This is a genomic window from Kitasatospora cystarginea, assembly GCF_039533515.1.
Taxonomy (GTDB): domain Bacteria; phylum Actinomycetota; class Actinomycetes; order Streptomycetales; family Streptomycetaceae; genus Kitasatospora; species Kitasatospora cystarginea.
Genome location: NZ_BAAATR010000008.1, coordinates 202,873 through 226,283, shown reverse-complemented (window position 1 = coordinate 226,283; position 23,411 = coordinate 202,873). Strand labels below are relative to the sequence as shown.

The window sequence follows — 23,411 nt, the reverse complement described above, 5'->3', positions numbered from 1 at the left end:
GCAGGGGGGACCCTGTGGGAGAGTAGGACGCCGCCGAACAATTTTTAGTGAAAGCCCCTCCCGGGGATACCGGGAGGGGCTTTCCGCATTTCCGGGCAGATCCGGGATCGGGCCGGCGGGCGAGGACGCGGACAGGGCCGGCGGTGTTGGATGTCCGGGACACCGTGAAATCCGTGGACTTGGAGTCTGTGATGCTCAGCTACCCTCTTGCGTCCGGCGCGGAGCTGCGTGCCCTGGAGCCCTGGCGGGCTGCGGAGTTCTTCGCGTTCATAGTGCGGGCGCGCGAGCATCTGGCGCCCTGGATCCCGTGGGCCACCAGCATCACTGACGTGGACGGCGCGCGGCGCTGGCTGAAGCACTGCGCCGAGGAGCAGGCACGGGACGAGGGCCGGATCTACGGCATCTGGCTGGACGGGGAGTTGGTGGGCGGGGTGGTGTTCCAGGCCTTCAGGGCGCGGGCCGGGGTCTGCGAAGTGGGGGCCTGGCTGGCACCGGAGGCGGAGGGACGGGGGCTGGTGACGGCGGGGGTGCGGCGGATGGTCGAGTGGGCCTTCGAGGAGCGGGGGATGGCTCGGGTGGAGTGGCGTACCGAGCCGGCGAACCTGAGGAGCATCGCGGTGGCCAGGCGGCTGGGAATGACCCGCGAGGGGTTGTTGCGGCAGGTGTTCCGCTTCCACGACGGCCGGCGGGACCTGGAGATGTGGTCGCTGCTGGACTCGGAGTACCGGACGCCGTCGGTCGGTGGAGTCGCGGTGTAGCCCGGGGTACTCGTCCCCGGGCGGTCCTCCTCGACCGGTCTACAGCCGTCCGGCGGCCTTGAGCGCCAGATAGGCGTCGGCGAGGGCCGGGGGGAGGGCGGTCGGCGGGGCGTCCAGGACGGTGACGCCGTGCCGGGGCAGGCGCTCCGCGGTGCGGCGGCGATCGGCGCGGGTCTGTTCAGCGGCGGCCGCGTGGTACACGTCCCGGACGGTGCCGCGGGCGGCGGCCAGCTCGTCCAGGCGGGGGTCGGCGACGGAGGCCAGTACGACCTCGTGACGCCGGGTCAGCAGCGGGAGATGGGGCAGCAGCCCCTCCTCGACCGGGCGGGCGTCGAGGCCGGTGAGCAGCACGATCAATGAGCGGTGCGGGGCCATCCGCAGCGCGGTCGCGGTGAGCGCGCGCATGTCGGTCTCGAGCAGTGCGGGTTCGAGGCAGGCCATGGCGTTGGTGAAGGCGGGCAGGATCTCGTTCGGGGAGCGGCCGACGACGCTGCCGCGCCGGCGCAGGTCGTGGGCGAGCAGGTCGACACGGTCGCCGGCCCGGGTGGCGAGGGCGGTGAGCAGCAGGGCGGCGTCGAGGGCGGCGTCCAGCCGGGGGGCGTCGCCGACGCGTCCTGCGGAGGTGCGGCCGGTGTCGAGGATGATCAGGATGTGCCGGTCGCGTTCGGGTCGCCAGGTGCGAACGGCGACCGTGTTGCGGCGGGCGCTGGCCCGCCAGTCGATGGAGCGGACGTCGTCGCCGGGCAGGTACTCGCGCAGCGAGTCGAACTCTGTGCCCTGACCGCGTGCCAGTACCGAGGTGCGGCCGTCGAGTTCGCGCAGCCGGGCGAGCCGGGAGGGCAGGTGCTTGCGGCTGGTGAAGGGCGGCAGGGCGCGGATCGTCCAGGGGACGTGGTGGGAGCCCTGGCGTCCGGCGAGGCCGAGCGGCCCGAGGGAGCGTACGGTCACCCGGTGGGCGTGGTGGTCGCCGCGGCGGGTGGGGGCGAGCCGGGTGGTGAGGCGGCGGCGTTCCCCGGCCGGGATGGTGAGGGTGTGCCGGGAGCCCTGGACGGCGGTGCCGGGCTGCCAGGCGGACGGCGGCCAGGCGTCGCGGAGTTGGGCCCGCAGCCGGCGCCCGGACGGGTTGGTGACGGTCAGTTCGACGGTGGCGCCCTCGCCGAGCCGGACGGCGGTGTCGCCGCTCCGGTCGAACCGCAGGGTGCGGACCGGAGCGGCGAGCGCCAGGTCGGCCAGGACGCCGAGGAGTACGGGCAGGGTGACCGCGCCGATTCCCGCCCAGGAGGGCAGCAGCAGGCCCACGACGAGCGCGCCGAGCGCGGCGAGCAGGGCGGTGCGGCCGGTCAGGGCCATGAAGCGAACTCCCTTGGTGATGCCAGTAGGTGACGGACGTCAGCGCGGTGCGGGGGTCTGGGCGAGGACGGCCTGGATGACCGAGTCGGCGGTGACGCCCTCCATCTCGGCCTCGGCGCGCAGCTGGATGCGGTGCCGCAGGGTGGGCAGGGCGAGGGCCTTGACGTCGTCGGGGGTGACGTAGTCGCGGCCGGCCAGCCAGGCCCAGGCGCGGGAGGTGTTCAGCAGGGCGGTGGCGCCGCGCGGGGAGACGCCGATGGAGAGCGAGGGGGACTGCCGGGTGGCCCGGCAGATGTCCACGATGTAGGCGAGTACCTCGGGCGAGACGGTGAGCTTCGCGATCTGCGCCTGAGCGGCGGCGAGGTCGGCGGGGCCGGCGACCGGGCGGATGCCGGCGGCGGCCAGGTCGCGGGGATCGAAGCCGGCCGCGTGCTTGCTGAGGACCTGGAACTCCTGGTCGCGGTCGGGTAGCGGGAGGACCAGCTTGAGCAGGAAGCGGTCCAGCTGGGCCTCGGGGAGGGGGTAGGTGCCCTCGTACTCGACCGGGTTCTGGGTGGCGGCGACCAGGAACGGGGTGGGCAGGCGGCGCGGTTCGCCGTCCACGGTGACCTGTCGCTCCTCCATGGCCTCCAGCAGGGAGGACTGGGTCTTGGGCGGAGTGCGGTTGATCTCGTCCGCGAGCAGCAGGTTGGTGAAGACCGGTCCCGGCTGGAAGGAGAACTCGGCGGTGCGGGCGTCGTAGACCAGCGAGCCGGTGACGTCGCCGGGCATCAGGTCCGGGGTGAACTGGATCCGCTTGGTCTCCAGGCTGAGTGCGGTGGACAGGGTGCGGACCAGCAGGGTCTTGGCCACCCCGGGGACGCCTTCGAGCAGTACGTGGCCGCCGCAGAGCAAGGCGACGACCAGCCCGGTGACGGCGGCGTCCTGGCCGACCACTGCCTTGGCGATCTCGGTGCGCAGGGCGGTGAGCGCGGCGCGCGGGTCGTCGGGGCTGTCGGCCGGGGCTGCCGGGGTCGTGGAGACCTGTTCGGTCACGGCTGTCGTACCTGCCTTTCCAGGGCGTCGAGGGCGTCGATGAACCGCACCAGGGCGGCGTCGTCGGTGGGTGGGGTGCCGTACAGCAGCTCGTGGACCTCGGCGGCGTTGTGGCCGCAGCGGTCGGCGACGGCGGCACAGAGTGCGACGGGGTCGGCCTCCCCCGCGGTGAGCGGTACGCCCAGCACCGGGGCGAGCCGGTGCCGGGTGGCCTGGCGCAGGGCGTCGGCGGCGCGGCCGCGGGCCCTGGCGCGTTGGTAGAGGCGGGCCCGGCCCTCGGTGGTCTCGGAGGCGCGGACAACCGCGGGGAGGTTCTCGGTGACCACAGGTCCCAGGCGGCGGCCGCGCCAGAAGGCGGCGAGCATTGCGGCGAGGGCGAGTTGGAGTCCGGCCCAGCTCCAGCCCTCGGGGATGTAGTCGGTGAGCGTGCGCTGAGCCCGGGCGGGTGCGCCGGAGGCCGGGGCGGTGTAGTCGGGGAGGTACCAGACGAGTTGCCGGTGGGAGCCGAGCAGGCCCAGACCGAGGGCGGCGTTGCCGTCCTCGGCGAGGCGTTCGTTGCTCAGCAGGCGTCCGGAGCCGAGGACGACGAGTTCGCGGAAGCCGGGGTCGGTGTGCCGGACCAGCGGGTAGCCGCCGGACCTGGGGTAGCAACCGGTGTCGTCGGCGCCGGGCTGGTAGAGCAGGCCGCCGAGCTCGGCGTGGCCGGCCAGTACGGCCTCGGGGAGGCGGCACTCAGCGGGGACGCCGGTGGAGCCGGCGCTCTTCGGGATGCCGCCCGGGGTGGTGGCCACGGTGATGCCGGGCGCGAAGACGGAAAGTGACGGGGCCTCGGGGGAGATCAGCACCAAGCGGCTGTCGCTGCCGCGGCGGACCTGGGCCAGTCGGCGCAGCTGGGTGAGGGACAGCAGGTCGGGTTCGGGGAGGACCACGGTGCTGCCGGGTTCGGCGAGCGCGGCGGCCAGGGCCTCCTCGGTGTCCACCGTACGGGTCGTCAGGCCCTGGTTCTCCAGCAGGTGGACGACGGCGCGGGCGCCGTCCCGGTCGGGGGAGCGCGGGTCCAGTGGTGGGTACTGCGGCGAGCCGCCGAGACCGGCGACCAGCAGGCCGACGAGCAGCAGCAGAACGGCGAAGAGCAGGAACCAGCGTGAGCGGAGCCATAGTTGGCGACGGGTCGGGGAGATGCTGGTGGCGGGCTCGGGGCGGGTGGCGGTGAGCGTCATGCGGTGCCTCCGCCGGTCGGGGCGGCCGTCGGCGCGGGGGCCGGCGCGGCGGTCGGGGTGAGGACGGGCGTGGTCCGCTGCAGGGCCCGGTCGAGGTCGAGCAGCGACTGGTAGGCGGCCTGGTCGGCGATCCTGTCCCCGTAGGCGATGTCGTCGAAGGCGTGGGCGGCGGCGGTGAGCGCGGCGGCGTGGTCGGGCAGCGCGCGGCCCGCTTCGGCGGCGGCCTCGTCGGCGGTGCGCCCGGGGCGGACGTCGAGGACGGTGCGCTCCTCCATGGCCCGGACCAGGGCGCGCATCTGCTCCCGGACTGCGGCGGACCACTCGCCCGCGGCGGCGTGCGCGGCGGCGGCGCTGCGGTGCTGGGCGGCGGTGCGTGGTCCGTCGGCGGCGAACAGGGCCGCGGCGCTGTGGGCCTGGCGGCGGGGGGCGCCCAGGCGCCACCACAGGGCGGCGCCGATCAGCGCGGCCACCACCAGGAAGAAGACCAGGCCGGTGACACCGTTGCCGCCCATCGAGCCGAGGCTGGACAGGGCGCGGTCGAGCTGGTCCTGGATCCAGGTCATCAGCCGCTGGACCAGGCTCGGGTCGTGCTGGTGGTAGACGGGGTTGAGGAGTTCCCGGCGGGCGTCGTCGCGGGCCGGATTGCGCGGGACGGTGACCGGGGCGCCGCCCGCGAGCAGCGCCCCATCCCCCCAGAAGGCCATCTTCGTCAGATCCTCTGCGGTCCGCCCGGAGCGGTCGAGCCCTGCGGGCCGGTCGGAGCGGTGCCGCCGAACTCCGGCACGCCGGCGGCGCGGGCCAGTCCGATGTCCAGGGCCTCGCGGCGGATCCGCTGGTCGATGTAGAGCAGGACGTTGACGGCGGCCAGCACCGGGATGGTGATGGTGGCGACCAGGGTGCCGCCGACGGCGACGCTGGCCAGCATCGCGGGCGGCCCGCCGGCCAGTTGGCCGAACGGGCTGCCGGCCGAGGTCGGGTCATCGGGGCTCAGGACCATGCCGATGACGATGAACGGCATCGCGATCACCGAGCTGAGGATGCCGACCACGATCTGGCTGAGCAGGGTGATGCCGAAGACCCGCCACCAGGAGCCCTTGACGAGCCGTCGGGAGCGCGCGAGGGCGGTCCTCACGCCCTGCTTCTCCAGCATCAGGGCGGGGGCCGAGAAGTTGAGCTGGATACCGAGCCAGAGCGCGACCGGGACGGCCGCCAGGATCGGCAGGAAGGTGAGCGCGACCAGCTCCGGGCCGGGGTCGCCGGCGATCAGCACGGCTATCAGCGGCGCGCAGGCCACCAGGAAGACCCCGCCGATGATCAGACTGGTCAGGAAGGTCACTCCGGCCAGCTTCAGCAGCTGCGGCCTGGCGTCCCCCCACACCTCGCCCAGGGTGGTCGGGCGGCCCAGGACGGCCTTGCTGACCACCATGGTGAGCAGGCCGGCCGCGATGATGCCCAGTACGAAGTTCACCGGGTAGGTGGCGAACAGGGCGACGACCGGGCCCGCGGTGTGCGGGCTCTCGTACGCCCACCAGCGGGCGAGCGCGGAGAGGGTCTGCTCCACGGCGGCGACGCCGAAGGAGAGGCCGAGGGCCGTGCGCCAGTGGCGGCGCACGGTGGTGACGGCGCCGTCCAGGATCTCGCCGAAGGCGAGGGGGCGCAGCGGGATGACTCCGGGCTTGGGGCTCGGCGGCGCGCCCCAGCCGGGGTGGAATCCGCCGGGGCCCGGTTGCCCGTTCCAGCCGGGCTGTCCGCCCCAGCCGGGGTGCCCGTTCCAGCCGGGCTGGGGGCCCGGCGCCGTGCCGTAGCCGTGGTGCGGGCCCGGGGCGCTCCAGCCCTGCGGCGGCGCGTCCTGCGGCCCGCTCCGGGGCGTGTCCGGCCCGGGGGCGGGTGCCGGCGGCCCGGCGGCCTCACGGGGCGCTGCGCCCTCCGGGGCCGGTGTCGAGGGGGTTGCCGACGGCCCGGCGGCCTCACGGGGTGGCTCGGGCGAGCCGGGCGGTGCCCAGCCCGGGTTGTCGGTCATCAACGCTCCTCGTGGCGGCTCTACGGAACATCGCGGGCGCTCGTGGTGATCGCCGAGTGGTGCCCTTGTGCCGCCCATCGTGCCATGGTGGTGCGACGGGCCCCAGAGGTGTTCCCATTGCTGATCGGCAGCGGCTCGAGCAACCAGGCCGAGCTGCGAACTTTGCGACGTTATGACCGAGTTGGCAGTATGCTCCACGCCGAAATGGCACGGCTGTGCGGCAGGTCACAATCCCGTAATGAGAGGATGGACGCATGAAGGGACGCGTCCTCGTCGTTGATGACGACACCGCACTGGCCGAGATGCTCGGCATCGTGCTGCGTGGTGAGGGTTTTGAACCGTTTTTCGTCGCGGATGGGGACAAGGCGCTAGCCGTGTTCCGGGAGACCAAGCCCGATCTGGTGCTCCTCGACCTGATGCTGCCCGGCCGGGACGGCATCGACGTCTGCCGGCAGATCCGTTCGGAGTCCGGCGTGCCGATCGTCATGCTGACGGCGAAGACCGACACGGTGGACGTCGTGGTGGGCCTGGAGTCCGGCGCCGACGACTACGTCACCAAGCCGTTCAAGCCCAAGGAGCTGGTGGCCCGGGTGCGTGCCCGGCTCCGCCGCGCCGAGGAGCCCACCCCCGAGCAGCTGACCATCGGCGACCTGGTGATCGACGTGGCCGGCCACTCGGTCAAGCGGGAGGGCCGGGGCATCCCGCTGACCCCGCTGGAGTTCGACCTGCTGGTCGCGCTCGCCCGCAAGCCGTGGCAGGTGTTCACCCGCGAGGTGCTGCTGGAGCAGGTCTGGGGCTACCGGCACGCCGCCGACACCCGGCTGGTCAACGTCCATGTGCAGCGTCTGCGCTCCAAGATCGAGAAGGACCCCGAGCGGCCCGAGATCGTGGTGACCGTGCGTGGCGTCGGATACAAGGCCGGGCCCAGCTGACGTGACGTACGACGCTGACGACACCCCGTCGGGCTCCGCCGCCGACGGGGATGCCGCTGTCCGCGGGGCCGTGCTGAGCTCGACCGTCCAGGGCCGCGGGCCCAAGCGCGGTCCCGTGGCCCTGCTGGCGCTGGTGGCGCGTCAGTTCCGCCGCCCGCTGCACCGCCTGGCGGCGCTGTACCGCCGGTCCATCCAGGTCCGGGTGGTCGCGACGACCCTGCTGCTCTCGCTGGCCGTGGTGCTGGTGCTGGGCGTGGTGGTGGTGGCCCAGGTCCGCACCGGGCTGTTGGACGCCAAGAAGCACTCGGCCAAGGGCCAGGCCATCGGTGGCTTCCAGATCGAGCAGGAGAAGATCAACGAGGCCATCAACCAGCAGGCGAAGGCCGGGAGCGGCGGCGGCGAGTCGAACGCCGACGAGCTCAGCACCTGGCTGATCAAGCAGGTCTCCGACCTCGCCAGCGGCGGCAGCGGCGTCTACTCGGTGGTCGCCCTGGTGCCGAACAGCGACAAGGAGGAGACCGCCCCGAGCGCCGGCCTGCGCGGTGCCTGGTACTCCGGCAACATCCTGCCAAGCAGCATCCCCGACCAGCTGCGCAAGGACGTGGCCGGCGATCCCTCCGTCGCGCACGAGAAGGTCACCGACATCCAGCGGGGCGACGGCGGCCCGGTCTACCGCGAGCCCGGCCTGGTCATCGGCAAGCAGTTCACCGGTCCGGACGGCCTGCCCTACCAGCTGTACTACGTGTTCTCCTTCGGCCAGGAGACCAAGACCCTCGGCCTGGTCACCGGCACCCTGGCGACCGCCGGTGTGTTCGTGGTGATCCTGCTCGGCGGGATCGCCTGGCTGGTCGTCCGCCAGGTCGTCACCCCGGTCCGGATGGCCGCCGGGATCTCCGAGCGGGTCGCCGCCGGGCACCTGGAGGAGCGGATGAAGGTGACCGGGACGGACGACATCGCCCGTCTCGGTGACTCCTTCAACCGGATGGCCAACGGCCTGCAGGCGCAGATCCGCCAGCTGGAGGAGCTCTCCCGGGTGCAGCGGCGCTTCGTCTCGGACGTCTCGCACGAGCTGCGCACCCCGCTGACCACGGTCCGGATGGCCGCCGACCTGATCTACGACAGCCGCGAGGACCTGGATCCGATGGCGGCCCGGTCCGCCGAACTGCTCCAGGACCAGCTGGACCGCTTCGAGTCGCTGCTCGCCGACCTGCTGGAGATCAGCCGGTTCGACGCCGGGGCCGCGATCCTGGACGCCGAGCCGGTGGACCTGCGCGACATCGTGACCCGGGTGGTGGAGGCCGCCGACCCGCTGGCCCAGGCCAAGGGGAGCGCGGTGATCATCCGGGGCGCCGAGGACCCGGTGGTCGCCGAGGTGGACTCCCGGCGGATCGAGCGCATCCTGCGCAACCTGGTGGTCAACGCGCTGGAGCACGGCGAGGGCCGGGACGTGGTGGTGCGGCTCGGCTCGGCCGAGGGCGCGGTCGCGATCGGCGTCCGGGACTACGGCATCGGGCTCAAGCCGGGTGAGGCGTCCCGGGTCTTCCACCGGTTCTGGCGGGCGGACCCGTCCCGGGTGCGCACCACCGGCGGTACCGGCCTCGGTCTGTCGATCGCGGTCGAGGACGCCCATCTGCACGGCGGCTGGCTCCAGGCCTGGGGCGAGCCGGGCGGCGGCTCGCACTTCCGGCTCACACTGCCCCGCACCAGGGACGGCGAGGTCGGCCGGGCGCCGTTCCGCCTGGAGCCCGAGGACTCACGCCACAACCTCGGCCTGGGCACCCGGGGCGCCCCGTACCGGCGGACCCGTCCGGCGGGTGCGACCGCGCTGACCGCGGCGGAGGAGGGCGCCGTTGCCGCTCCCGCCGCACCGGAGGCGCCGGAGGGCGGCGGGAACGGTCCGGGCGGCGGCCTGGGCGGGATGCTGAACCTTGGCCCGGGGCTGGGCAAGCTGCCCTCGGCCCCGGTCGCGGACCCTTCCGACGTCCGCGCGGCCGCGTCGGGGTACGGTGCCACCGGCGCTCACGTGGTGGTGGACCGGCCGCTGGTCCGTCCGGCGGCGCCGGAGGCCGCGGAGGACACGGCGGGCGGCGAGCCTGCGGACGGCGCCGCGGTGGATGACGCCGCCACGGGCGGTGGAGCGGCTGGGCAGGGTGCCGACAGGGACGGTGCCGCGGACGGAGACACGGAGGGGGCGCGGCATGCCAGGAACGGACGGCAGGACGGCTGAGGCGCGCCTCGGGTCCACCGCCGCACGGGCCGCTGCCGGTGTGGCCGGGCGCGTGGACACCGGCGCCGGGCCGGGTACCGGGCGCGGCCGGATACCGGGCCGTCGGGGCGCCCGCGGGCTCGGCTGGTCGGTGACGGCCGGGCTGGCCGCGACGGTGCTCACCGGCTGCGTGTCGATGCCCGCCGACGGGCCGTCCGAGCGGGTGGAGGTACTGCAGGCGGCCGGGGCGGAGAACCTCCAGGTCCGGGTCTTCCCCGTGCCGCCGCACCCGGGCGAGGACCTGGCCAACCTGCTGACCGGCTTCCTGGACGCCTCCAGCGCCGACGAGCCCGAGTACACCACCGCCTCCAAGTACCTGAGCGCCGCCGCCCGCAGCCGGCACCGGTGGAACCCGGAGGCGGGCGTGACGGTACTGGTCAAGTCCCCGAGCCGGACGATCACCGAGCCCAAGCCCGACGACGTCAGTATCGACGTCCCGGTGTCCGGGACCAAGACAGGGCAGATCGACGCGGCGCACACCTACCGGTCGGTGGCCAACGAGCCCTACCAGGAGAAGTTCACCTTCGTTAAGGAGAAGGAGGGGCCGGACAAGGGGGAGTGGCGGATCGACCAGCTGCCGGACGGGCTGATCGTGGACCAGACCGGCTTCAGGAACGGTTACCGGGCCGCGCACCGCTACTTCTACACCACCGCCGACTCGTCGGCGGGCGTGCAGCGCCCGGTACTGGTGCCGGACCCGATCTATCTGCGGCGCCGGACCGACCCGCTGACCGCCGCCGCCCGGGCGCTCGCCGACGGGCCCTCGGCCTGGCTCGGCAAGGCGGTCTACTCGGCCTTCAACGGCGCGAAGCTGGTCGGCGACGTCTCGGTGAACGACAGCCGGGTGATCTCGGCCAAGGTGGACGTTCCCGACTTCGGCGGGCAGCCGAAACTCTGTCAGCAGATGGCCAGTCAGCTCTACTTCACGCTGCTCGACCAGCAGGGCAAGGGACAGATCGACCGGCTCGACCTGGGCGGGATCAAGGGCGGCTGCTCGGTGAACGCCGCGCAGGCCCAGGCCGTCGCCCCCGGCAGCCTGGCCGTCGGCGGCTCGCAGAGCACCCCGCAGGCCTACTACCTGTCGGATGCCGGGAAGTTGATGCAGACCCAGAGCGCCGGCGAGGGCGCGCCGGTGCTCGGCGAACTGGGGCAGCCGAAGCCGGGTCAGCCGCAGATCGGCGCCGTCGCGGTGCGGCGGGACGGGGCTGCGGCAGCGGCGATCAGCGTCGACCAGCGGCAGCTCTTCGTGGCCGGCCTCGGCCCGAACGAGAAGCTCGGCAGCCCGGTCCTCACCAGTGCCGCGGCCCGGCCCGACCAGGGCCTCACCTCGCCCAGTTGGGACGGGCGAGGAGATCTGTGGGTGGTCGACCGCAACCCGGCGGGTCCCAAGGTCCTTATGGTGCGCGGACGTTCGGTCGTCCCGGTCTCGGTCGGCGAACTCGGCGGACGCGCCGTGCAGGCGCTCAGGATGTCCTCGGACGGGGTGCGGGTGGCGCTCGTGCTGGTGGACGGTTCCGGCGCGCGGACGCTGATGGTCGGTCTGGTGGCGCACTCGGGCACGTCGACCGCACCGGAGGCGCAGATCACCGGACTTCGGCCGGTGGCGCCGCTGCTGAGCGAGATCGCCTCGGTCTCCTGGGCGGACACCGACCAGTTGCTGGTGCTCGGCAAGGAGCCGGGCAAGCTGCAGCAGCTGCACTACGTGGGCACGGACGGCTCGCAGAACACCGACTCTCCGCTGCAGGGCGGCGAGTCGATGATCGCGGTCTCGGCCGCGGAAGTCCGCTCGGGTGACCAGACGCAGGCCCGCCCGGGCGAGCAGACCCTGCCGGTGCTGGCGGTGTCGAAGGACAACGAGATCTACCGGCTCCAGGGCAGCCAGTGGCGCGAGGCCGCGCCGCAGCACCACGGGACCTCGTTCGGCTACCCGGGGTGAGCGACTAGCCCGCCGCGGGTACCGGCCCGGGCGGAACGCCGGCGATACGGGGCCGCGCGCCAGCGCGCTACGGAGGGACGGGGTCTTTCGGGCAACTTCCCGGACCGAGGTCCCGCTCGGCCGGTCGGGTGCCGTGCGGCTCGGGTGGTTCGCCGCGGGCCGTGCGGCCCCCGGCGCCGCCGGGACCATGCCTGGCCGTGCCCGCGCCCGTGCCGGTGCCGCGGATGGTCGCGGCGACGGTCGCCGCGACCAGTGGCGGGCAGCCGGCCGCGTGCAGGGCCCGGGCCGCTTCGGCGAGGCTCGCGCCGGTGGTGACCAGGTCGTCCACCAGGACCGGCCGGCCCCCTGAGAGCCTGGCCGTCAGGCGCGCGGGCACCGTCAGCGCGCCGTGCAGGTTCCGCCGCCGTTCGGCGGCCAAGAGCCCGGACTGGTCGGCCACGGCCCGCCGGTGCCGCAGGACCGGAGCGACCGCAGCCGCGATCCCGGCGCGGCGCAGCTCCCGGGCCGCGGCGCGGGCCAACCGCAGGGTGGGATCGTGCCCGCGGGCCCGGACGGCCCGGCGGGCGGAGGGCATCGGCACCAGCAGCAGGGGCCCGGCGCCCGGCCCCGTCGCGAGCCCGCCCTCCGGGGGCTCGAGCGCGGCGCGGACCGCGGCGGCGAGCGCCTCGCCGAGCGGTCCGGCCAGTGAGAGCGCGCCGCGCTCCTTGTGGGCGAGCAGCAACTGCCGTACCCGGTCCGCGTACGGTGCGGCGGCGTACAGCGGCGGCAGCCCCGGCGGTGGCGGCTGCGGGCCGGCCGGGCGGGCGCGAGCGGTGCGGAGCTCCGCCCGGCAGGAGGCACACAGCGGACTGCATCCGGTGCGGCAGCCCGCGCAGTGGGCGGGGAGCAGCAGGTCCAGCAGCTCGCGCAGGATCCGGAGGGCCGGGTTGGCGGCCGGGGTGGCGGTGGCGATGCGGGCGGTAACGAGATTTGTCACGACTCCTCCCGAGGGGGCTTCCAGGAGCGGAGACTGGGCCTTACGGTGGACGCCCCCGGTGTCGTTGTCCAGCCGTTTACCGATGTTTCACCCGCAAGGGGGTAAACAAGGTAAAGCGGCCGGACCGGCGACACCCCACCGCTACCTTGTTCGACTGGGGAGGCGAAAACCCCTCAGCAGGTGTTCTATAAGGCTCCAAGGGGTTTCAAGCGTTTCTGGTGGGGAGGAAGTGAGGTGAGGGCCAGTCGCGATCGCCGGACCCGGCGAAGCGAGGGGTCGGCGGAAGGACTGGTCCGGCTGGGTCTCAGCCCGATCCGGTGAGCTCTCCGGATCGGCGTCAGCACAAGGGATCGGAGTTCTGCGTGGACATCGTCGTCAAGGGCCGCAAGACCGAGGTGCCCAAGAGGTTCCGCGAGCACGTGGCCGAGAAGCTGGAGAAGGTCCAGAAGTTCGACACCAAGGCGATCAGCCTGGATGTCGAGGTGTCCAAGGAGCACAACCCGCGGCAGGCCGACCGGTCCGACCGGGTGGAGATCACCCTTCGCAGCCGTGGCCCGGTGATCAGGGCCGAGGCCGCCGCCACCGACCCGTGGGCCGCGCTCGACCTGGCCTCGGCGAAGCTCGAGGCGCAGCTGCGCAAGTCCGCTGATCGGCGCCGGGTGCACAAGGGCGGCACCGGTGGCCGTACTCCGGTCAGCGTCTCGGAGGCGACGGCCGCACTGGCGGCGCTCCCCGAGACCGAGCCGGCCGGGAGCGTGACCAACGGCGCGGTCCGCAAGACCATGATGGGATCCCTGGAGGTGGAGGGCGAAGGACCGCTCGTCGTCCGGGAGAAGACGCACCCCGCCGCGCCCATGTCGCTGGATCAGGCGCTGTACGAGATGGAGCTCGTCGGCCACGACTTCTACCTGTTCGTGGACAAGGACAGCGGGATGCCGAGCGTGGTCTACCGCCGGCACGGCTACCACTACGGCGTCATCCACCTGGAGCCCAACGGCTCGGCCGTCGGGGAGATCGGCGGCGTCGGCGGTGCCGGCGGTGCCGGCGGCGCGATCGGTGAACCGGACGAGGAGTGACTCCGGCCGGTAGGCGTTGACCGATGGACCACTGAGCGCACAGCGCCGGTCAACCGCACTCACAGCCGGCTGCGGCTGGGCCCCCGCCGCCGGTACAACGGAACAGATCGACAGTCCGGGTGACCCCGGCGGCGCCCGCCGCCGGGGTCACCCAGCTGGGCGGTCCGGTACCGGAGGGTGACCGTGGGTCGGGTCCGCCGTGGAATGATGGCTCGGACACTGACCGACGAGGGGGGAGGAGCGGATGGGGGAGCACTTCAGGCCCGGTGCGGGGGGAGGCATCGGTGCAGGGCGCAACCGGGAGCGGGCGGGCGAGTTCGCACCGCGGGAGTGCCCGCCGGACCAGGCCGAACCGATCCGGGTCCTGGTGGTCGACGACCATGCGCTGTTCCGCCGCGGCCTGGAGATCGTGCTGGCCGAGGAGGAGGACATCAAGGTCATCGGCGAGGCCGGAGACGGCGCCGAGGCCGTTCTCAAGGCCGCCGATCTGCTGCCCGACATCATTCTGATGGACGTCCGGATGCCCCGGCGCAGCGGGATCGAGGCCTGCACCGCGATCAAGGACGTAGTGCCCAGCGCCAAGATCATCATGCTGACGATAAGCGACGAGGAAGCCGACCTCTACGAGGCGATCAAGGCCGGGGCCACCGGCTATCTGCTCAAGGAGATCTCCACCGACGAGGTCGCCACCGCGATCCGGGCGGTGGCGGACGGCCAGTCGCAGATCAGCCCGTCGATGGCCGCCAAGCTGCTCACCGAGTTCAAGTCGATGATCCAACGGCGTTCGGACGACCGGGAGTTGGTCCCTGCCCCGCGGCTCACCGACCGCGAGCTGGAGGTGCTCAAGCTGGTGGCGACCGGGATGAACAACCGGGAGATCGCCAAGGAGTTGTTCATCAGCGAGAACACCGTGAAGAACCACGTCCGCAACATCCTGGAGAAGCTGCAGCTGCACTCCCGGATGGAGGCCGTGGTCTACGCGATGCGGGAGAAGATCCTCGAAATAGGCTGACCCGCGGCCGTGTTGCGGCGCGCGTCGCCGAGCGCACTCCAGGTCACTGCTCCAGCAGCCGCTCCAGGGCGGGCCGGAGCCTCTCGTCGGCCAGGGTCTCGACCCGGACGGCGTCGCAGCCCACCCACTCGGCGGCCTCGCGAAGCGCCCCGGCCAGCGCCTCGACGTGCTTCGGCGCGTCCAGCGAGACCTGACGGGCCACCAGCGTCCGCCCGGCGCGGGCCGGATCCACCCGCCCGACCAGTCGGCCGCCCGCCAGCAGCGGCATCGCGAAGTACCCGTGCACCCGCTTGTGTCTGGGGGTGTATGCCTCCAGTCGGTGCGCCATGCCGAAGATCCGCTCCGTCCGGGCGCGGTCCCAGATCAGCGAGTCGAAGGGGGAGAGCAGCGTCGTCCGGTGCCGCCCGCGCCCCGCGGCGGAGCCGCTGATCGACCCTTCGCCCGCCAGCGCCGCCGGGTCGGCCCAGGCGGGCGAGTCCCAGCCCGCCACTTCGACCGGCACCAGGCCGGAGTCGGCCAGCACCGAGTCGACCTGGTCGGCCCTGAGCCGGTGGTAGTCCGTCAAGTCGGCCCTGGTGGCAACTCCGAGTGCGGCCCCGGCCTGGGCGACCAGCCGCCGCAGGCACTCCTCGTCAGCGGGCTCCCGCCCGAACAGCTCGGCGGGGACGGCCTGTTCGGCCAGCTCGTAGACCCGTTTCCAGCCGCGTCGCTCGTTGCAGACCACGTCGCCGAAGGCCAGCGCCCGCTCGACCGCGATCTTGGTGTCGGACCAGTCCCACCACTCCGAGGTCTTCTTGGCGCCGCCCAGTTCGGTGGAGGTGAGCGGCCCCTCGGCGCGCAGCCGGTCCAGCACGTGGCGGTACGTCTCGGGCGCCACCTGGTGGCCCCAGAGGTGGCCGCGGTCGCGGTAGCGGCGGCGCCGGAAGGCGAACAGCGGCCATTCCTCCACCGGCAGGATGCAGGCCGCGTGCGACCAGTACTCGAAGGTGCTCCCGGCGCCCCAGTACGCGGACTCGACCGCCCCCCGCCCCACCGCGCCGAGGCGCGCGTACGGAACCAGCTCGTGCGAGCGGGCCAGTACCGAGATGGTGTCCAGCTGTACCGCGCCGAGGTGCCGCAGCACGCCGCGCACACCGGCCCTGCGGTCGGGAGCGCCGAGCAGCCCCTGGGCGCGCAGGGCGATCCGGCGAGCCTGGTCGGCGGAGAGCGTCGCGACGATGGTCATGCCCGCGAGCCTAGGACGCGGCACTGACAACGCCCGCCCCCGGCGGCGATACCCTGAGCGCACCGTACAGAGGGGGAGCAGGACATGGGCTGGCTGTGGGCGGTCATCCCCGCCGTGGTCATCGGCGGTGGCTGGGTCGAGCGGAACCTGCGCTACGTGCTCAGGACCAGGCACAAGCGGAAGTTGGAGCTGTTGCAGGCCACCGAGCGGCAGCGGCGCGAGCTGGAGGCGGCGAAGCGGCCGCCGGAGCCGATCTGCGGCTGCACCCACCACCTCGCCAAGCACGACCGGACCGGCCGCTGCCACGAGGAGGTCGAGGCCCCGGTCGCCTGGGACGCGGAGCGCAAGCCGCTGCGCTACGAGCCGCGGCCGTGCAACTGCCAGCAGTACATCGGCCCGGAGCCGCTCGGCACCGTCTTCGCGGCGGAACTGGTGGATCCCCGTTGAATTCTCATCCGCGTCCTCATCCGCGGCGAACTGCCTTGGCCGGCGCCCCTTTTGTCCACGAGCGGGCGGCTAGGGGGTATTCCTCTCCCGGGTGACACGGGAATAGCGTGCTGACGCACCTCCCACCGGATTGGCCTCCTCGCATACGATGGCCCGTACGGTGGGGTGTCCCGCCTCGCAGTAGTCCAGCGCCGATCCAGGCAAGGAGCCCGCTCTAGTGTCCGTCTTCGACAAGATCCTGCGCGCCGGCGAAGGCAAGATCCTTCGCAAGCTGCAGCGGATTGCTGCCCAGGTCAACTCCATCGAAGAGGACTTCGTCAACCTCACGGACGACGAGCTGCGCGCACTGACCGACGAGTACCGGCAGCGCCTCGCCGACGGCGAGAGCCTGGACGACATCATGCCCGAGGCGTTCGCCACCGTCCGCGAGGCCGCCAAGCGCGTGCTCGGTCAGCGCCACTACGACGTCCAGCTGATGGGTGGCGCGGCCCTGCACTACGGCTACGTCGCCGAGATGCGCACCGGTGAGGGCAAGACCCTGGTCGGCACCCTGCCCGCGTACCTCAACGCGCTGACCGGCAAGGGCGTCCACCTGATCACCACCAACGACTACCTCGCCGAGCGCGACTCGGAGTGGATGGGCCGGGTGCACCGCTTCCTCGGCCTCGAGGTCGGTGTGATCCTCGCCAACATGTCGCCCGCCGAGCGCAAGCGCCAGTACGCGATGGACATCACGTACGGCACCAACAACGAGTTCGGCTTCGACTACCTGCGCGACAACATGGCCTGGTCGAAGGACGAACTCGTCCAGCGCGGCCACAACTTCGCGGTCGTCGACGAGGTCGACTCGATCCTCATCGACGAGGCCCGCACCCCGCTGATCATCTCCGGCCCGGCCGACCAGGCGACCAAGTGGTACGCCGACTTCGCCAAGCTGGTGCTGCGCCTGAAGATCGACCGCGACTACGAGGTCGACGAGAAGAAGCGCACCGTCGGCATCCTGGAGGAGGGCGTCACCCGGGTCGAGGACTACCTCGGCATCGACAACCTCTACGAGTCGGTGAACACCCCGCTGGTCGGCTTCCTGAACAACGCCATCAAGGCCAAGGAGCTCTACAAGCGGGACAAGGACTACGTCGTCATGAACGGCGAAGTCATGATCGTCGACGAGCACACCGGCCGCATCCTGGCCGGCCGCCGCTACAACGAGGGCATGCACCAGGCGATCGAGGCCAAGGAGGGGGTGGAGGTCCAGAACGAGAACCAGACCCTGGCCACCATCACCCTGCAGAACTTCTTCCGCCTGTACGACAAGCTGTCCGGCATGACCGGTACCGCCACCACCGAGGCGGCCGAGTTCCACCAGATCTACAAGCTCGGTGTCGTTCCGATCCCGACCAACAAGACGCCGCTGCGCATCGACCAGCCCGACCTGATCTACAAGTCGGAGCCGGCCAAGTTCGCCGCCGTGGTCGAGGACATCGTCGAGAAGCACGAGAAGGGCCAGCCGGTGCTGGTCGGTACCGTGTCGGTCGAGAAGTCCGAGTACCTGTCCCAGGAGCTGCGCAAGCGCGGTGTCCCGCACGAGGTGCTGAACGCCAAGCACCACGAGCGCGAGGCGCTGATCGTGGCCCAGGCCGGCCGCAAGGGCGCCGTCACCGTCGCCACCAACATGGCCGGTCGCGGTACCGACATCATGCTGGGCGGCAACGCCGAGCACCTCGCGGCGGCCGAGCTGGCCCAGCGCGGTATCACCCCGGACAGCCCGGAGGAGTACGACACGGCCTTCCCGGGTGCGCTGGAGAAGGCCAAGGCGGCCGTCAAGGCCGAGCAGGTCGAGGTCCAGGAGCTCGGCGGCCTCTACGTGCTGGGCACCGAGCGGCACGAGTCCCGCCGGATCGACAACCAGCTGCGCGGCCGCTCCGGCCGTCAGGGCGACCCGGGCGAGTCCCGGTTCTACCTCTCGCTCGGCGACGACCTGATGCGCCTGTTCAAGGCCGGCATGGTCGAGCGCGTGCTCTCGATGGCCAACGTGCCCGAGGACGTGCCGATCGAGTCCAAGATGGTGACCCGCGCGATCGCCTCCGCGCAGACCCAGGTCGAGCAGCAGAACTTCGAGATCCGCAAGAACGTCCTCAAGTACGACGAGGTGCTCAACCGCCAGCGCGAGGTCATCTACGCCGAGCGCCGCCGGGTGCTGGAGGGCGAGGACCTCCAGGAGCAGGTCGGCCACTTCATGGACGACACCGTCGAGGCCTACGTCCACGCCGCGACCGGCGAGGGCTTCGAGGACGACTGGGACCTGGAGAAGCTCTGGGCCGCGCTCAAGCAGCTCTACCCGCTCACCCTCGACCTGGACCAGCTCGAGGAGGAGGCCGGCGGCCCGTCCGAGCTCACCCCCGAGTTCCTCATCCGGGTGCTGCAGGAGGACGTCCAGGCCCAGTACGGTGCCCGCGAGGACCAGCTCGGGTCGGAGATCATGCGTGAGCTGGAGCGCCGGGTGGTGCTCTCGGTCCTCGACCGCCGCTGGCGCGAGCACCTCTACGAGATGGACTACCTGCAGGAGGGCATCGGCCTGCGGGCGATGGCGCAGCGCGACCCGCTGGTCGAGTACCAGCGCGAGGGCTTCGACATGTTCACCGCGATGATGGAGGGCATCAAGGAGGAGTCCGTCGGCTACCTGTTCAACCTGGAGGTCCAGGTCGAGCAGCAGGTCGAGGAGGTCCCGGTCGCCGACCAGGAACAGGCGGAGATCGAGGAGACCGGCGTGATGCTGGACAAGCTCGCCAGGGACTCCGCGCGGCCCGAGATCAAGGCCAAGGGTCTGGAGGCTCCCAAGCCGCAGCGGCTGCACTACACCGCTCCCACCGTGGACGGCGACGAGACGGTGATCGAGGGCGACTTCGACGAGTCCGCGGCCGACTTCGAGGGCGACGGGATGACCCGGGCCGAGCGCCGCAAGGCCGCGAAGGCGGCCAAGGGGCGCCGTCGCAAGGCCTGACGCTTCACCAACGCCGGTTCACCGGGCGCCACCTCCCGCTTGTGCGGGGGTGGCGCCCGGTGGCGTTCGCACCCTGGAGGCTCGGACGGGGTGCTCGGGCGGCCGTGCGTCCCCGGGTGGATCCCGGGCGTTGATCTGCCTTCGGGCGCTCAGCGGGCTTCGACAGCGGCGCACTGCCACTGCTCGGTGCGGCGGTGCTGTTCGAGGCGGAAGGCGACCACGTGGTGCCGGTGCCCGAACTCGACCCGTACGCAGACCTCCAGCGCGCCGGGCGCCGGCGCGGAGTCGTACACCTGGCCGAGCCGGTGGCCGACGACCTGGCCGCGCGGGCGCAGCGGGCCGCTCCTGACCAGGGCGGTGAGCTGCTGGTAGCCGGGGACGGTGGTGTGCCGCTGGAGCTGTCCGGCCGGACGGCGGCCGGTGAGGACCTCCACCAGCCGGTGCGCGAAGCGTGCGGCGAGCTCGCTGTGGCCGCCGCCGTGCGCCGGGGCGCAGGCGGCGCGTGGGTGGCGCGGGCGCCGCGGTTCGCCCGGGACACGCACCGGTGCGGGGGTGTGGAGGGGGGCCGGGGTCGTGGATGGGCCCTTCGAGGCGGCGCCGACGGGGCCGGTCGACACGCTGCCGGTGATCGGGGAGGTGACGGTGGTCGGTGCCGGGGCGGTGCACGTGCGTGGCCGCGGGAGCGGGCGCCGGGAGTGCGGGTGTCCGGCGGCGGTGTGCACCAGGGGGCGTACGCGCGGAGCGCGGAGCGTCGCGAGCTGCGGGACGGCTGCGGGCTCGACCATGGACGGTACCTCCGGCGGATGTCGGTGGGGTGGCTTGGCCTGTCGAAGACCTTGGTACCCGTGCCGCCACGGGGCGGCAATCACCCGTCGGCGCAGCGCCGGGGCCACACAGGGAGTCACCTATCCGGGTGACGTCCCTTGCCGCCCGAGGGCTCCTGGGCCGGGCATCCGGGCCACCGGTTGACGCCAGCGGTAGTTCGGTGGCGCTCGAAGGGGGACGTACGCTGGGTGCCCGATCGCGGCGCGGCCCGGGTGCCGTTCCGGTTGTACCGGTTGGTAGCCGGGAGGATCGGGGAGGACGATCCGGACACCGGAGAGGCGGCAGCGGAATGGTGACTCAGCCCTCGGCCGAGTCGGCGGGGACGGCGGCGGGGTCCGTCAAGGCGACCGGCGCGTCCGCGGCGGCCGCCGCGGCGGGTGCCGGAGCCGGGAGGACCGGGAGCGGCGCCGACGGCGGGGGTGAGCCGGCCCGTGCCGGCAGGGCCGCGGTCGAGCGGGAGCCGGGGCGCGCCGGGGGCAGGGTGGTGAACGGCGCCGCCGTGGACGTGGTCGCGCGGACGGGCGGGGGGCCGGCCGGCCCGGGCGTGGACGGGGTGCGGCGCGGCCTGGTGCTCGGTGGCGGCGGGATGCTGGGCGCGGCATGGACCATCGGGGCGCTGTGCGCGATCGAGGAGAGCACCGGCTGGCAGCCCGGCCGCGCCGAGGTGATCCTCGGGACCTCCGCCGGCTCGATCCTGGGCACGATGCTGGCCGCCGGTGTGCGCGCCGAGGAACTGCGGGACCACCAGCGCGGCCTGCCGATCCGCACCGGTCCGCTGGCCGGAGTGGAGTTCGACTACGACACCGCCGTCGGCGGTGCGCTGCCGCCGCGCCCCCGTCCCGGGATCGGCTCGCCCGGCCTGCTGCGGGACGCCGTCCGGCACCCGCGCGAGTACCCGTTCCTGACCATGGTCTCCGCCGTGGTGCCGACCGGGCGCGGCTCGGTGGCGCCGGTCGGCGAGCTGGTACGCGGGCTGGTGGACGGTGACGGCTGGCCGCGCGGGTCCGGGCTGCGGGTCGCGGCGGTGGACTACCGCACGGGTCGCCGGGTGGTCTTCGGCGATCCGGACGCGCCGGAGGCCGACGTGGCCGAGGCGGTGATGGCCTCCTGTGCGATCCCCGGCTGGTTCGCGCCGGTGGAGGTGGCGGGCAGCCCGTACGTGGACGGCGGCTGCTGGTCGGCCACCAACGCCGACCTGATGGCGGAGCGCGAGCTGGACGAGGTGTACGTGCTGGCGCCGATGGCGCTGCGTCCCGCGTGGGCGGGCTCGGCACGGGTGGACGCGGGCCGCGGGACGGTCGCCGCCCTGCGCGAATGGCGGGCCAGGGACCGGCCGAAGGGCGTCCTGGCGCAGCTGGTCAGCCGCTACCGGCGGACCGTGACCCGGCAGATGCTCCGGGAGGCCCGGCGCCTGCGCGACTCGGGCGTGCGGGTGCGGCTGCTCGCGCCGACCCTGGAGGACCTCGCGGTGATGGGGCCGAACATGATGGATCCGGCGCGCCGGCCGGCGGTGCTGGAGACCGCGCTGCGGACCAGCCGGACGGCCCTCGAGTCCGTACGCTGACGTTCGGTCCGTGCAGGTGTCCGGCTCTCCGCCGCTCGCCCGGCGGGGAAGGCCGGGGTGCGGGCCGTATTCTTGGTGCGCGGTGTTGATCAGCCGTCCGAGGAAACCGAAGAACCGGAGTGCCCCCGATGCGCGTGTACGTGCCCACCACGTTGAACGGTCTGGCGGCGGCGCATCCGGGCGGTGCACTCGACCAGTCGGCGGCGTACGCGGTCACTCCCGCGCTGCGCGAGTGGTACGTCAGCGACGACCTGGAGGAGCTGGAGTACGCGGCGCTCAACCGGGCCGCGCAGGGTTCGCTGCGCCTGCTCGCCGCCGATCCCGAGGCTCCGCGCCGGCGGGTGGTGGTGGCCGTCGAGGTGCCCGATGCGGCGGTGGCGCCGTTTCCCGGCGACGAGTACCAGGACCAGGCCTCGCTCGGCCGGGTGGTGCTGAAGGAACCGGTCCGGCTGGCCAAGGCCGCCGCCGTGCACGCCGATGCCGCCGACACCGAGGTGATCGAGGACGTGACGGCCGCCGCCGAGGCGGTCGAGGCCGCCGACAAGGGCGACGCGGACGCCCAGTTCACCGTGGACGGCGCGGAGGACCACGACCTGCTCTGGTTCGCCACCCAGGAGATCCCGTCCCTGATCGCCTGATCGCCTGATCGCCTGATCGCGTGGCCTCCTGGCCGCCTGCCGGGCGGTCGGGCGGGGACCGGGCGTGCCTGCCTGTCAGGGGGTCCGGCTACCGTTCCCGGGTGCGTACTCACATCATCTGGGACTGGAACGGAACTCTCTTCCACGACATGGAGGCGGTGCTCGAGGCGAGCAACGCCGCCTTCGCCACGATCGGGGTCGCCCCGATGACCCTGCAGCAGTACCGGGACTCGTACGAGGTCCCGGTCCCGCGTTTCTACGAGCGGCTGCTCGGCCGCGCCCCGAGCCAGGCGGAGTGGGACCACCTGGACGGTGTCTTCCACGACCGCTACACGGAGCTGCGCGACCGGTGCGGCCTCACCGACGGCGTGCCGGCGCTACTGCGCGAGTGGCAGGCGGCGGGCAACAGCCAGTCGCTGCTGTCGATGTACGAGCACGAGCAGCTGGTGCCGGTGGTGGACGGCTTCGGGATCACTCCGCACTTCGTCCGGGTGGACGGCCGGGTCGGGGACGCGGGCGGGCGGAAGGCCGGCTTCCTGGTCCGGCATCTGGCGGCGCTGGCCCCCGAGGTCGAGCCGGAGCGCACCGTGCTGATCGGGGACGCGGCGGACGACGCGCTGGCGGCGCTGGAGTCGGGTGCGCACGCGGTGCTGTACACCGGCGGTTCGCACAGCCGGGCCAAGCTGGAGCAGGTCGGAGTGCCGGTGGTGGACACCCTGGCGGAGGCGGTGGAGCTGGCGGCGCGGATCACCGTGTGACGCCATTCGCCGAGCCGGCTCCGCTGCCTCCGGCCACGGGGCGTGCGGTTCCGCATCCGGTTCCGCGCGCCCCCGGACGGGGCTTGCGGGGGAGCGGCGGTTCAGCCGCCGGAAGCGCGGCTCGGGCGCGGCTCGGACCCCTGGAGGCGCGCTGAATCTGACAGCGCCTGACAAGGCGCCAGGTGACTTTGGACAAGATGTCCAGGTGGACTCGGTCTTCCTACGACTTTGTGCCTCGGTGTCCCCTGACACCTTCGTTTGGTGCGGCTAGGCTTTCTGGCGTCGTCGGGTTGGCAATCCAGGCCAATCGACCTCACGTACCCAGATGGAGGGCAAGTCATGCGTGACATGGCCGCCTTTCGTAACCACCCA

19 protein-coding genes are annotated in these 23,411 nt (G+C 72.9%); 11 read left to right on the top strand and 8 right to left on the bottom strand.

Annotated elements, in window-relative coordinates; genetic code table 11:
* Positions 1 to 191: 191 nt before the first annotated feature.
* Entirely contained in the window at positions 192 to 758 is a 567-nt protein-coding gene (locus ABD369_RS12350; protein WP_344636376.1) for a GNAT family N-acetyltransferase, read from the top strand.
* A gap of 39 nt (positions 759 to 797) precedes the next feature.
* Here ABD369_RS12350 and ABD369_RS12345 read toward each other — a convergent pair whose 3' ends face one another.
* The 5 genes from ABD369_RS12345 to ABD369_RS12325 are packed head-to-tail and all read right to left on the bottom strand — an operon-like array spanning position 798 to position 6,383.
* On the bottom strand, positions 798 to 2,108 hold the full coding sequence (locus ABD369_RS12345) for a DUF58 domain-containing protein (RefSeq protein ID WP_344636363.1): 1,311 nt from the start codon (positions 2,106 to 2,108) through the stop codon (positions 798 to 800).
* Between the two features lie 39 nt (positions 2,109 to 2,147).
* A complete protein-coding gene (locus ABD369_RS12340) occupies positions 2,148 to 3,143 on the bottom strand; it encodes an AAA family ATPase (protein WP_344636362.1) in 996 nt (331 codons plus the stop codon).
* The gene (locus tag ABD369_RS12335; RefSeq protein WP_344636361.1) at positions 3,140 to 4,363 is read right to left on the bottom strand and encodes a DUF4350 domain-containing protein; all 1,224 of its coding nucleotides are present in this window, start codon (positions 4,361 to 4,363) and stop codon (positions 3,140 to 3,142) included. The genes ABD369_RS12340 and ABD369_RS12335 overlap by 4 nt, the downstream gene beginning before the upstream one ends.
* Positions 4,360 to 5,067, bottom strand: a complete 708-nt coding sequence (locus tag ABD369_RS12330) for a DUF4129 domain-containing protein (protein ID WP_344636360.1) — start codon at positions 5,065 to 5,067, stop codon at positions 4,360 to 4,362. Before ABD369_RS12330 ends, ABD369_RS12335 begins: the two co-directional genes overlap by 4 nt.
* Positions 5,068 to 5,072: 5 nt before the next feature.
* Complete coding sequence (locus tag ABD369_RS12325) at positions 5,073 to 6,383, bottom strand: DUF7847 domain-containing protein (RefSeq protein ID WP_344636359.1); 1,311 nt, start codon at positions 6,381 to 6,383, stop codon at positions 5,073 to 5,075.
* Positions 6,384 to 6,637: 254 nt separating this feature from the next.
* On the opposite strand from ABD369_RS12325, the gene mtrA reads away from it, so the two are divergent.
* Genes mtrA through ABD369_RS12310 form a run of 3 tightly spaced genes read left to right on the top strand, consistent with a single transcriptional unit; the run spans position 6,638 to position 11,517 of the window.
* Complete coding sequence (gene mtrA / locus ABD369_RS12320) at positions 6,638 to 7,315, top strand: MtrAB system response regulator MtrA (protein ID WP_344636358.1); 678 nt, start codon at positions 6,638 to 6,640, stop codon at positions 7,313 to 7,315.
* A gap of 1 nt (position 7,316) precedes the next feature.
* Complete coding sequence (gene mtrB, locus ABD369_RS12315; RefSeq protein WP_425557599.1) at positions 7,317 to 9,542, top strand: MtrAB system histidine kinase MtrB; 2,226 nt, start codon at positions 7,317 to 7,319, stop codon at positions 9,540 to 9,542.
* Positions 9,514 to 11,517: an LpqB family beta-propeller domain-containing protein gene (locus ABD369_RS12310; protein WP_344636357.1), complete on the top strand. Its 2,004-nt coding sequence runs from the start codon at positions 9,514 to 9,516 to the stop codon at positions 11,515 to 11,517. The genes mtrB and ABD369_RS12310 overlap by 29 nt, the downstream gene beginning before the upstream one ends.
* A gap of 67 nt (positions 11,518 to 11,584) precedes the next feature.
* Here ABD369_RS12310 and ABD369_RS12305 read toward each other — a convergent pair whose 3' ends face one another.
* Positions 11,585 to 12,493, bottom strand: coding sequence for a ComF family protein (locus ABD369_RS12305; protein ID WP_425557598.1), 909 nt, complete (start codon positions 12,491 to 12,493; stop codon positions 11,585 to 11,587).
* Positions 12,494 to 12,855: 362 nt separating this feature from the next.
* On the opposite strand from ABD369_RS12305, the gene hpf reads away from it, so the two are divergent.
* Both hpf and ABD369_RS12295 read left to right on the top strand, forming a co-directional pair.
* Entirely contained in the window at positions 12,856 to 13,569 is a 714-nt protein-coding gene (gene hpf / locus ABD369_RS12300) for a ribosome hibernation-promoting factor, HPF/YfiA family (RefSeq protein WP_344636356.1), read from the top strand.
* A gap of 244 nt (positions 13,570 to 13,813) precedes the next feature.
* Positions 13,814 to 14,581 carry a response regulator gene (locus ABD369_RS12295; protein ID WP_344636355.1) on the top strand — a complete coding sequence of 256 codons (768 nt, stop codon included), beginning with the start codon at positions 13,814 to 13,816 and terminating at the stop codon, positions 14,579 to 14,581.
* Positions 14,582 to 14,624: 43 nt separating this feature from the next.
* Here ABD369_RS12295 and ABD369_RS12290 read toward each other — a convergent pair whose 3' ends face one another.
* Positions 14,625 to 15,806, bottom strand: a complete 1,182-nt coding sequence (locus ABD369_RS12290) for a winged helix-turn-helix domain-containing protein (RefSeq protein WP_344636354.1) — start codon at positions 15,804 to 15,806, stop codon at positions 14,625 to 14,627.
* A gap of 84 nt (positions 15,807 to 15,890) precedes the next feature.
* Between ABD369_RS12290 and ABD369_RS12285 the strand changes: the two genes are divergently transcribed.
* Both ABD369_RS12285 and secA read left to right on the top strand, forming a co-directional pair.
* On the top strand, positions 15,891 to 16,253 hold the full coding sequence (locus ABD369_RS12285) for a hypothetical protein (protein WP_344636353.1): 363 nt from the start codon (positions 15,891 to 15,893) through the stop codon (positions 16,251 to 16,253).
* A gap of 217 nt (positions 16,254 to 16,470) precedes the next feature.
* Positions 16,471 to 19,254 (top strand): preprotein translocase subunit SecA, encoded by a 2,784-nt coding sequence (gene secA, locus ABD369_RS12280; protein ID WP_344636352.1) that lies wholly within the window; start codon positions 16,471 to 16,473, stop codon positions 19,252 to 19,254.
* Between the two features lie 149 nt (positions 19,255 to 19,403).
* On the opposite strand, the gene ABD369_RS12275 is transcribed toward secA, so the two are convergent.
* Positions 19,404 to 20,039, bottom strand: coding sequence for an Rv3235 family protein (locus tag ABD369_RS12275; protein WP_344636351.1), 636 nt, complete (start codon positions 20,037 to 20,039; stop codon positions 19,404 to 19,406).
* 329 nt (positions 20,040 to 20,368) lie between these two features.
* On the opposite strand from ABD369_RS12275, the gene ABD369_RS12270 reads away from it, so the two are divergent.
* From ABD369_RS12270 to ABD369_RS12260, 3 genes are all read left to right on the top strand, one after another.
* The gene (locus tag ABD369_RS12270) at positions 20,369 to 21,643 is read left to right on the top strand and encodes a patatin-like phospholipase family protein (RefSeq protein WP_344636350.1); all 1,275 of its coding nucleotides are present in this window, start codon (positions 20,369 to 20,371) and stop codon (positions 21,641 to 21,643) included.
* 128 nt (positions 21,644 to 21,771) lie between these two features.
* Positions 21,772 to 22,281 (top strand): DUF6912 family protein, encoded by a 510-nt coding sequence (locus ABD369_RS12265; RefSeq protein WP_344636349.1) that lies wholly within the window; start codon positions 21,772 to 21,774, stop codon positions 22,279 to 22,281.
* Positions 22,282 to 22,382: 101 nt separating this feature from the next.
* Entirely contained in the window at positions 22,383 to 23,039 is a 657-nt protein-coding gene (locus ABD369_RS12260; protein WP_344636348.1) for an HAD family hydrolase, read from the top strand.
* Positions 23,040 to 23,411 lie beyond the last annotated feature (372 nt).

What these genes read in the sequence shown, in the direction of transcription:
- ABD369_RS12275 (WP_344636351.1), bottom strand. Translation starts at nt 20,039, where the DNA reads ATGGTCGAGCCCGCAGCCGTCCCGCAGCTCGCGACGCTCCGCGCTCCG.
- ABD369_RS12265 (WP_344636349.1), top strand. Translation starts at nt 21,772, where the DNA reads ATGCGCGTGTACGTGCCCACCACGTTGAACGGTCTGGCGGCGGCGCAT.
- ABD369_RS12350 (WP_344636376.1), top strand. Translation starts at nt 192, where the DNA reads ATGCTCAGCTACCCTCTTGCGTCCGGCGCGGAGCTGCGTGCCCTGGAG.
- ABD369_RS12295 (WP_344636355.1), top strand. Translation starts at nt 13,814, where the DNA reads ATGGGGGAGCACTTCAGGCCCGGTGCGGGGGGAGGCATCGGTGCAGGG.
- ABD369_RS12335 (WP_344636361.1), bottom strand. Translation starts at nt 4,363, where the DNA reads ATGACGCTCACCGCCACCCGCCCCGAGCCCGCCACCAGCATCTCCCCG.
- mtrA (WP_344636358.1), top strand. Translation starts at nt 6,638, where the DNA reads ATGAAGGGACGCGTCCTCGTCGTTGATGACGACACCGCACTGGCCGAG.
- ABD369_RS12345 (WP_344636363.1), bottom strand. Translation starts at nt 2,108, where the DNA reads ATGGCCCTGACCGGCCGCACCGCCCTGCTCGCCGCGCTCGGCGCGCTC.
- ABD369_RS12310 (WP_344636357.1), top strand. Translation starts at nt 9,514, where the DNA reads ATGCCAGGAACGGACGGCAGGACGGCTGAGGCGCGCCTCGGGTCCACC.
- ABD369_RS12325 (WP_344636359.1), bottom strand. Translation starts at nt 6,383, where the DNA reads ATGACCGACAACCCGGGCTGGGCACCGCCCGGCTCGCCCGAGCCACCC.
- ABD369_RS12270 (WP_344636350.1), top strand. Translation starts at nt 20,369, where the DNA reads ATGGTGACTCAGCCCTCGGCCGAGTCGGCGGGGACGGCGGCGGGGTCC.
- ABD369_RS12290 (WP_344636354.1), bottom strand. Translation starts at nt 15,806, where the DNA reads ATGACCATCGTCGCGACGCTCTCCGCCGACCAGGCTCGCCGGATCGCC.
- ABD369_RS12285 (WP_344636353.1), top strand. Translation starts at nt 15,891, where the DNA reads ATGGGCTGGCTGTGGGCGGTCATCCCCGCCGTGGTCATCGGCGGTGGC.
- ABD369_RS12330 (WP_344636360.1), bottom strand. Translation starts at nt 5,067, where the DNA reads ATGGCCTTCTGGGGGGATGGGGCGCTGCTCGCGGGCGGCGCCCCGGTC.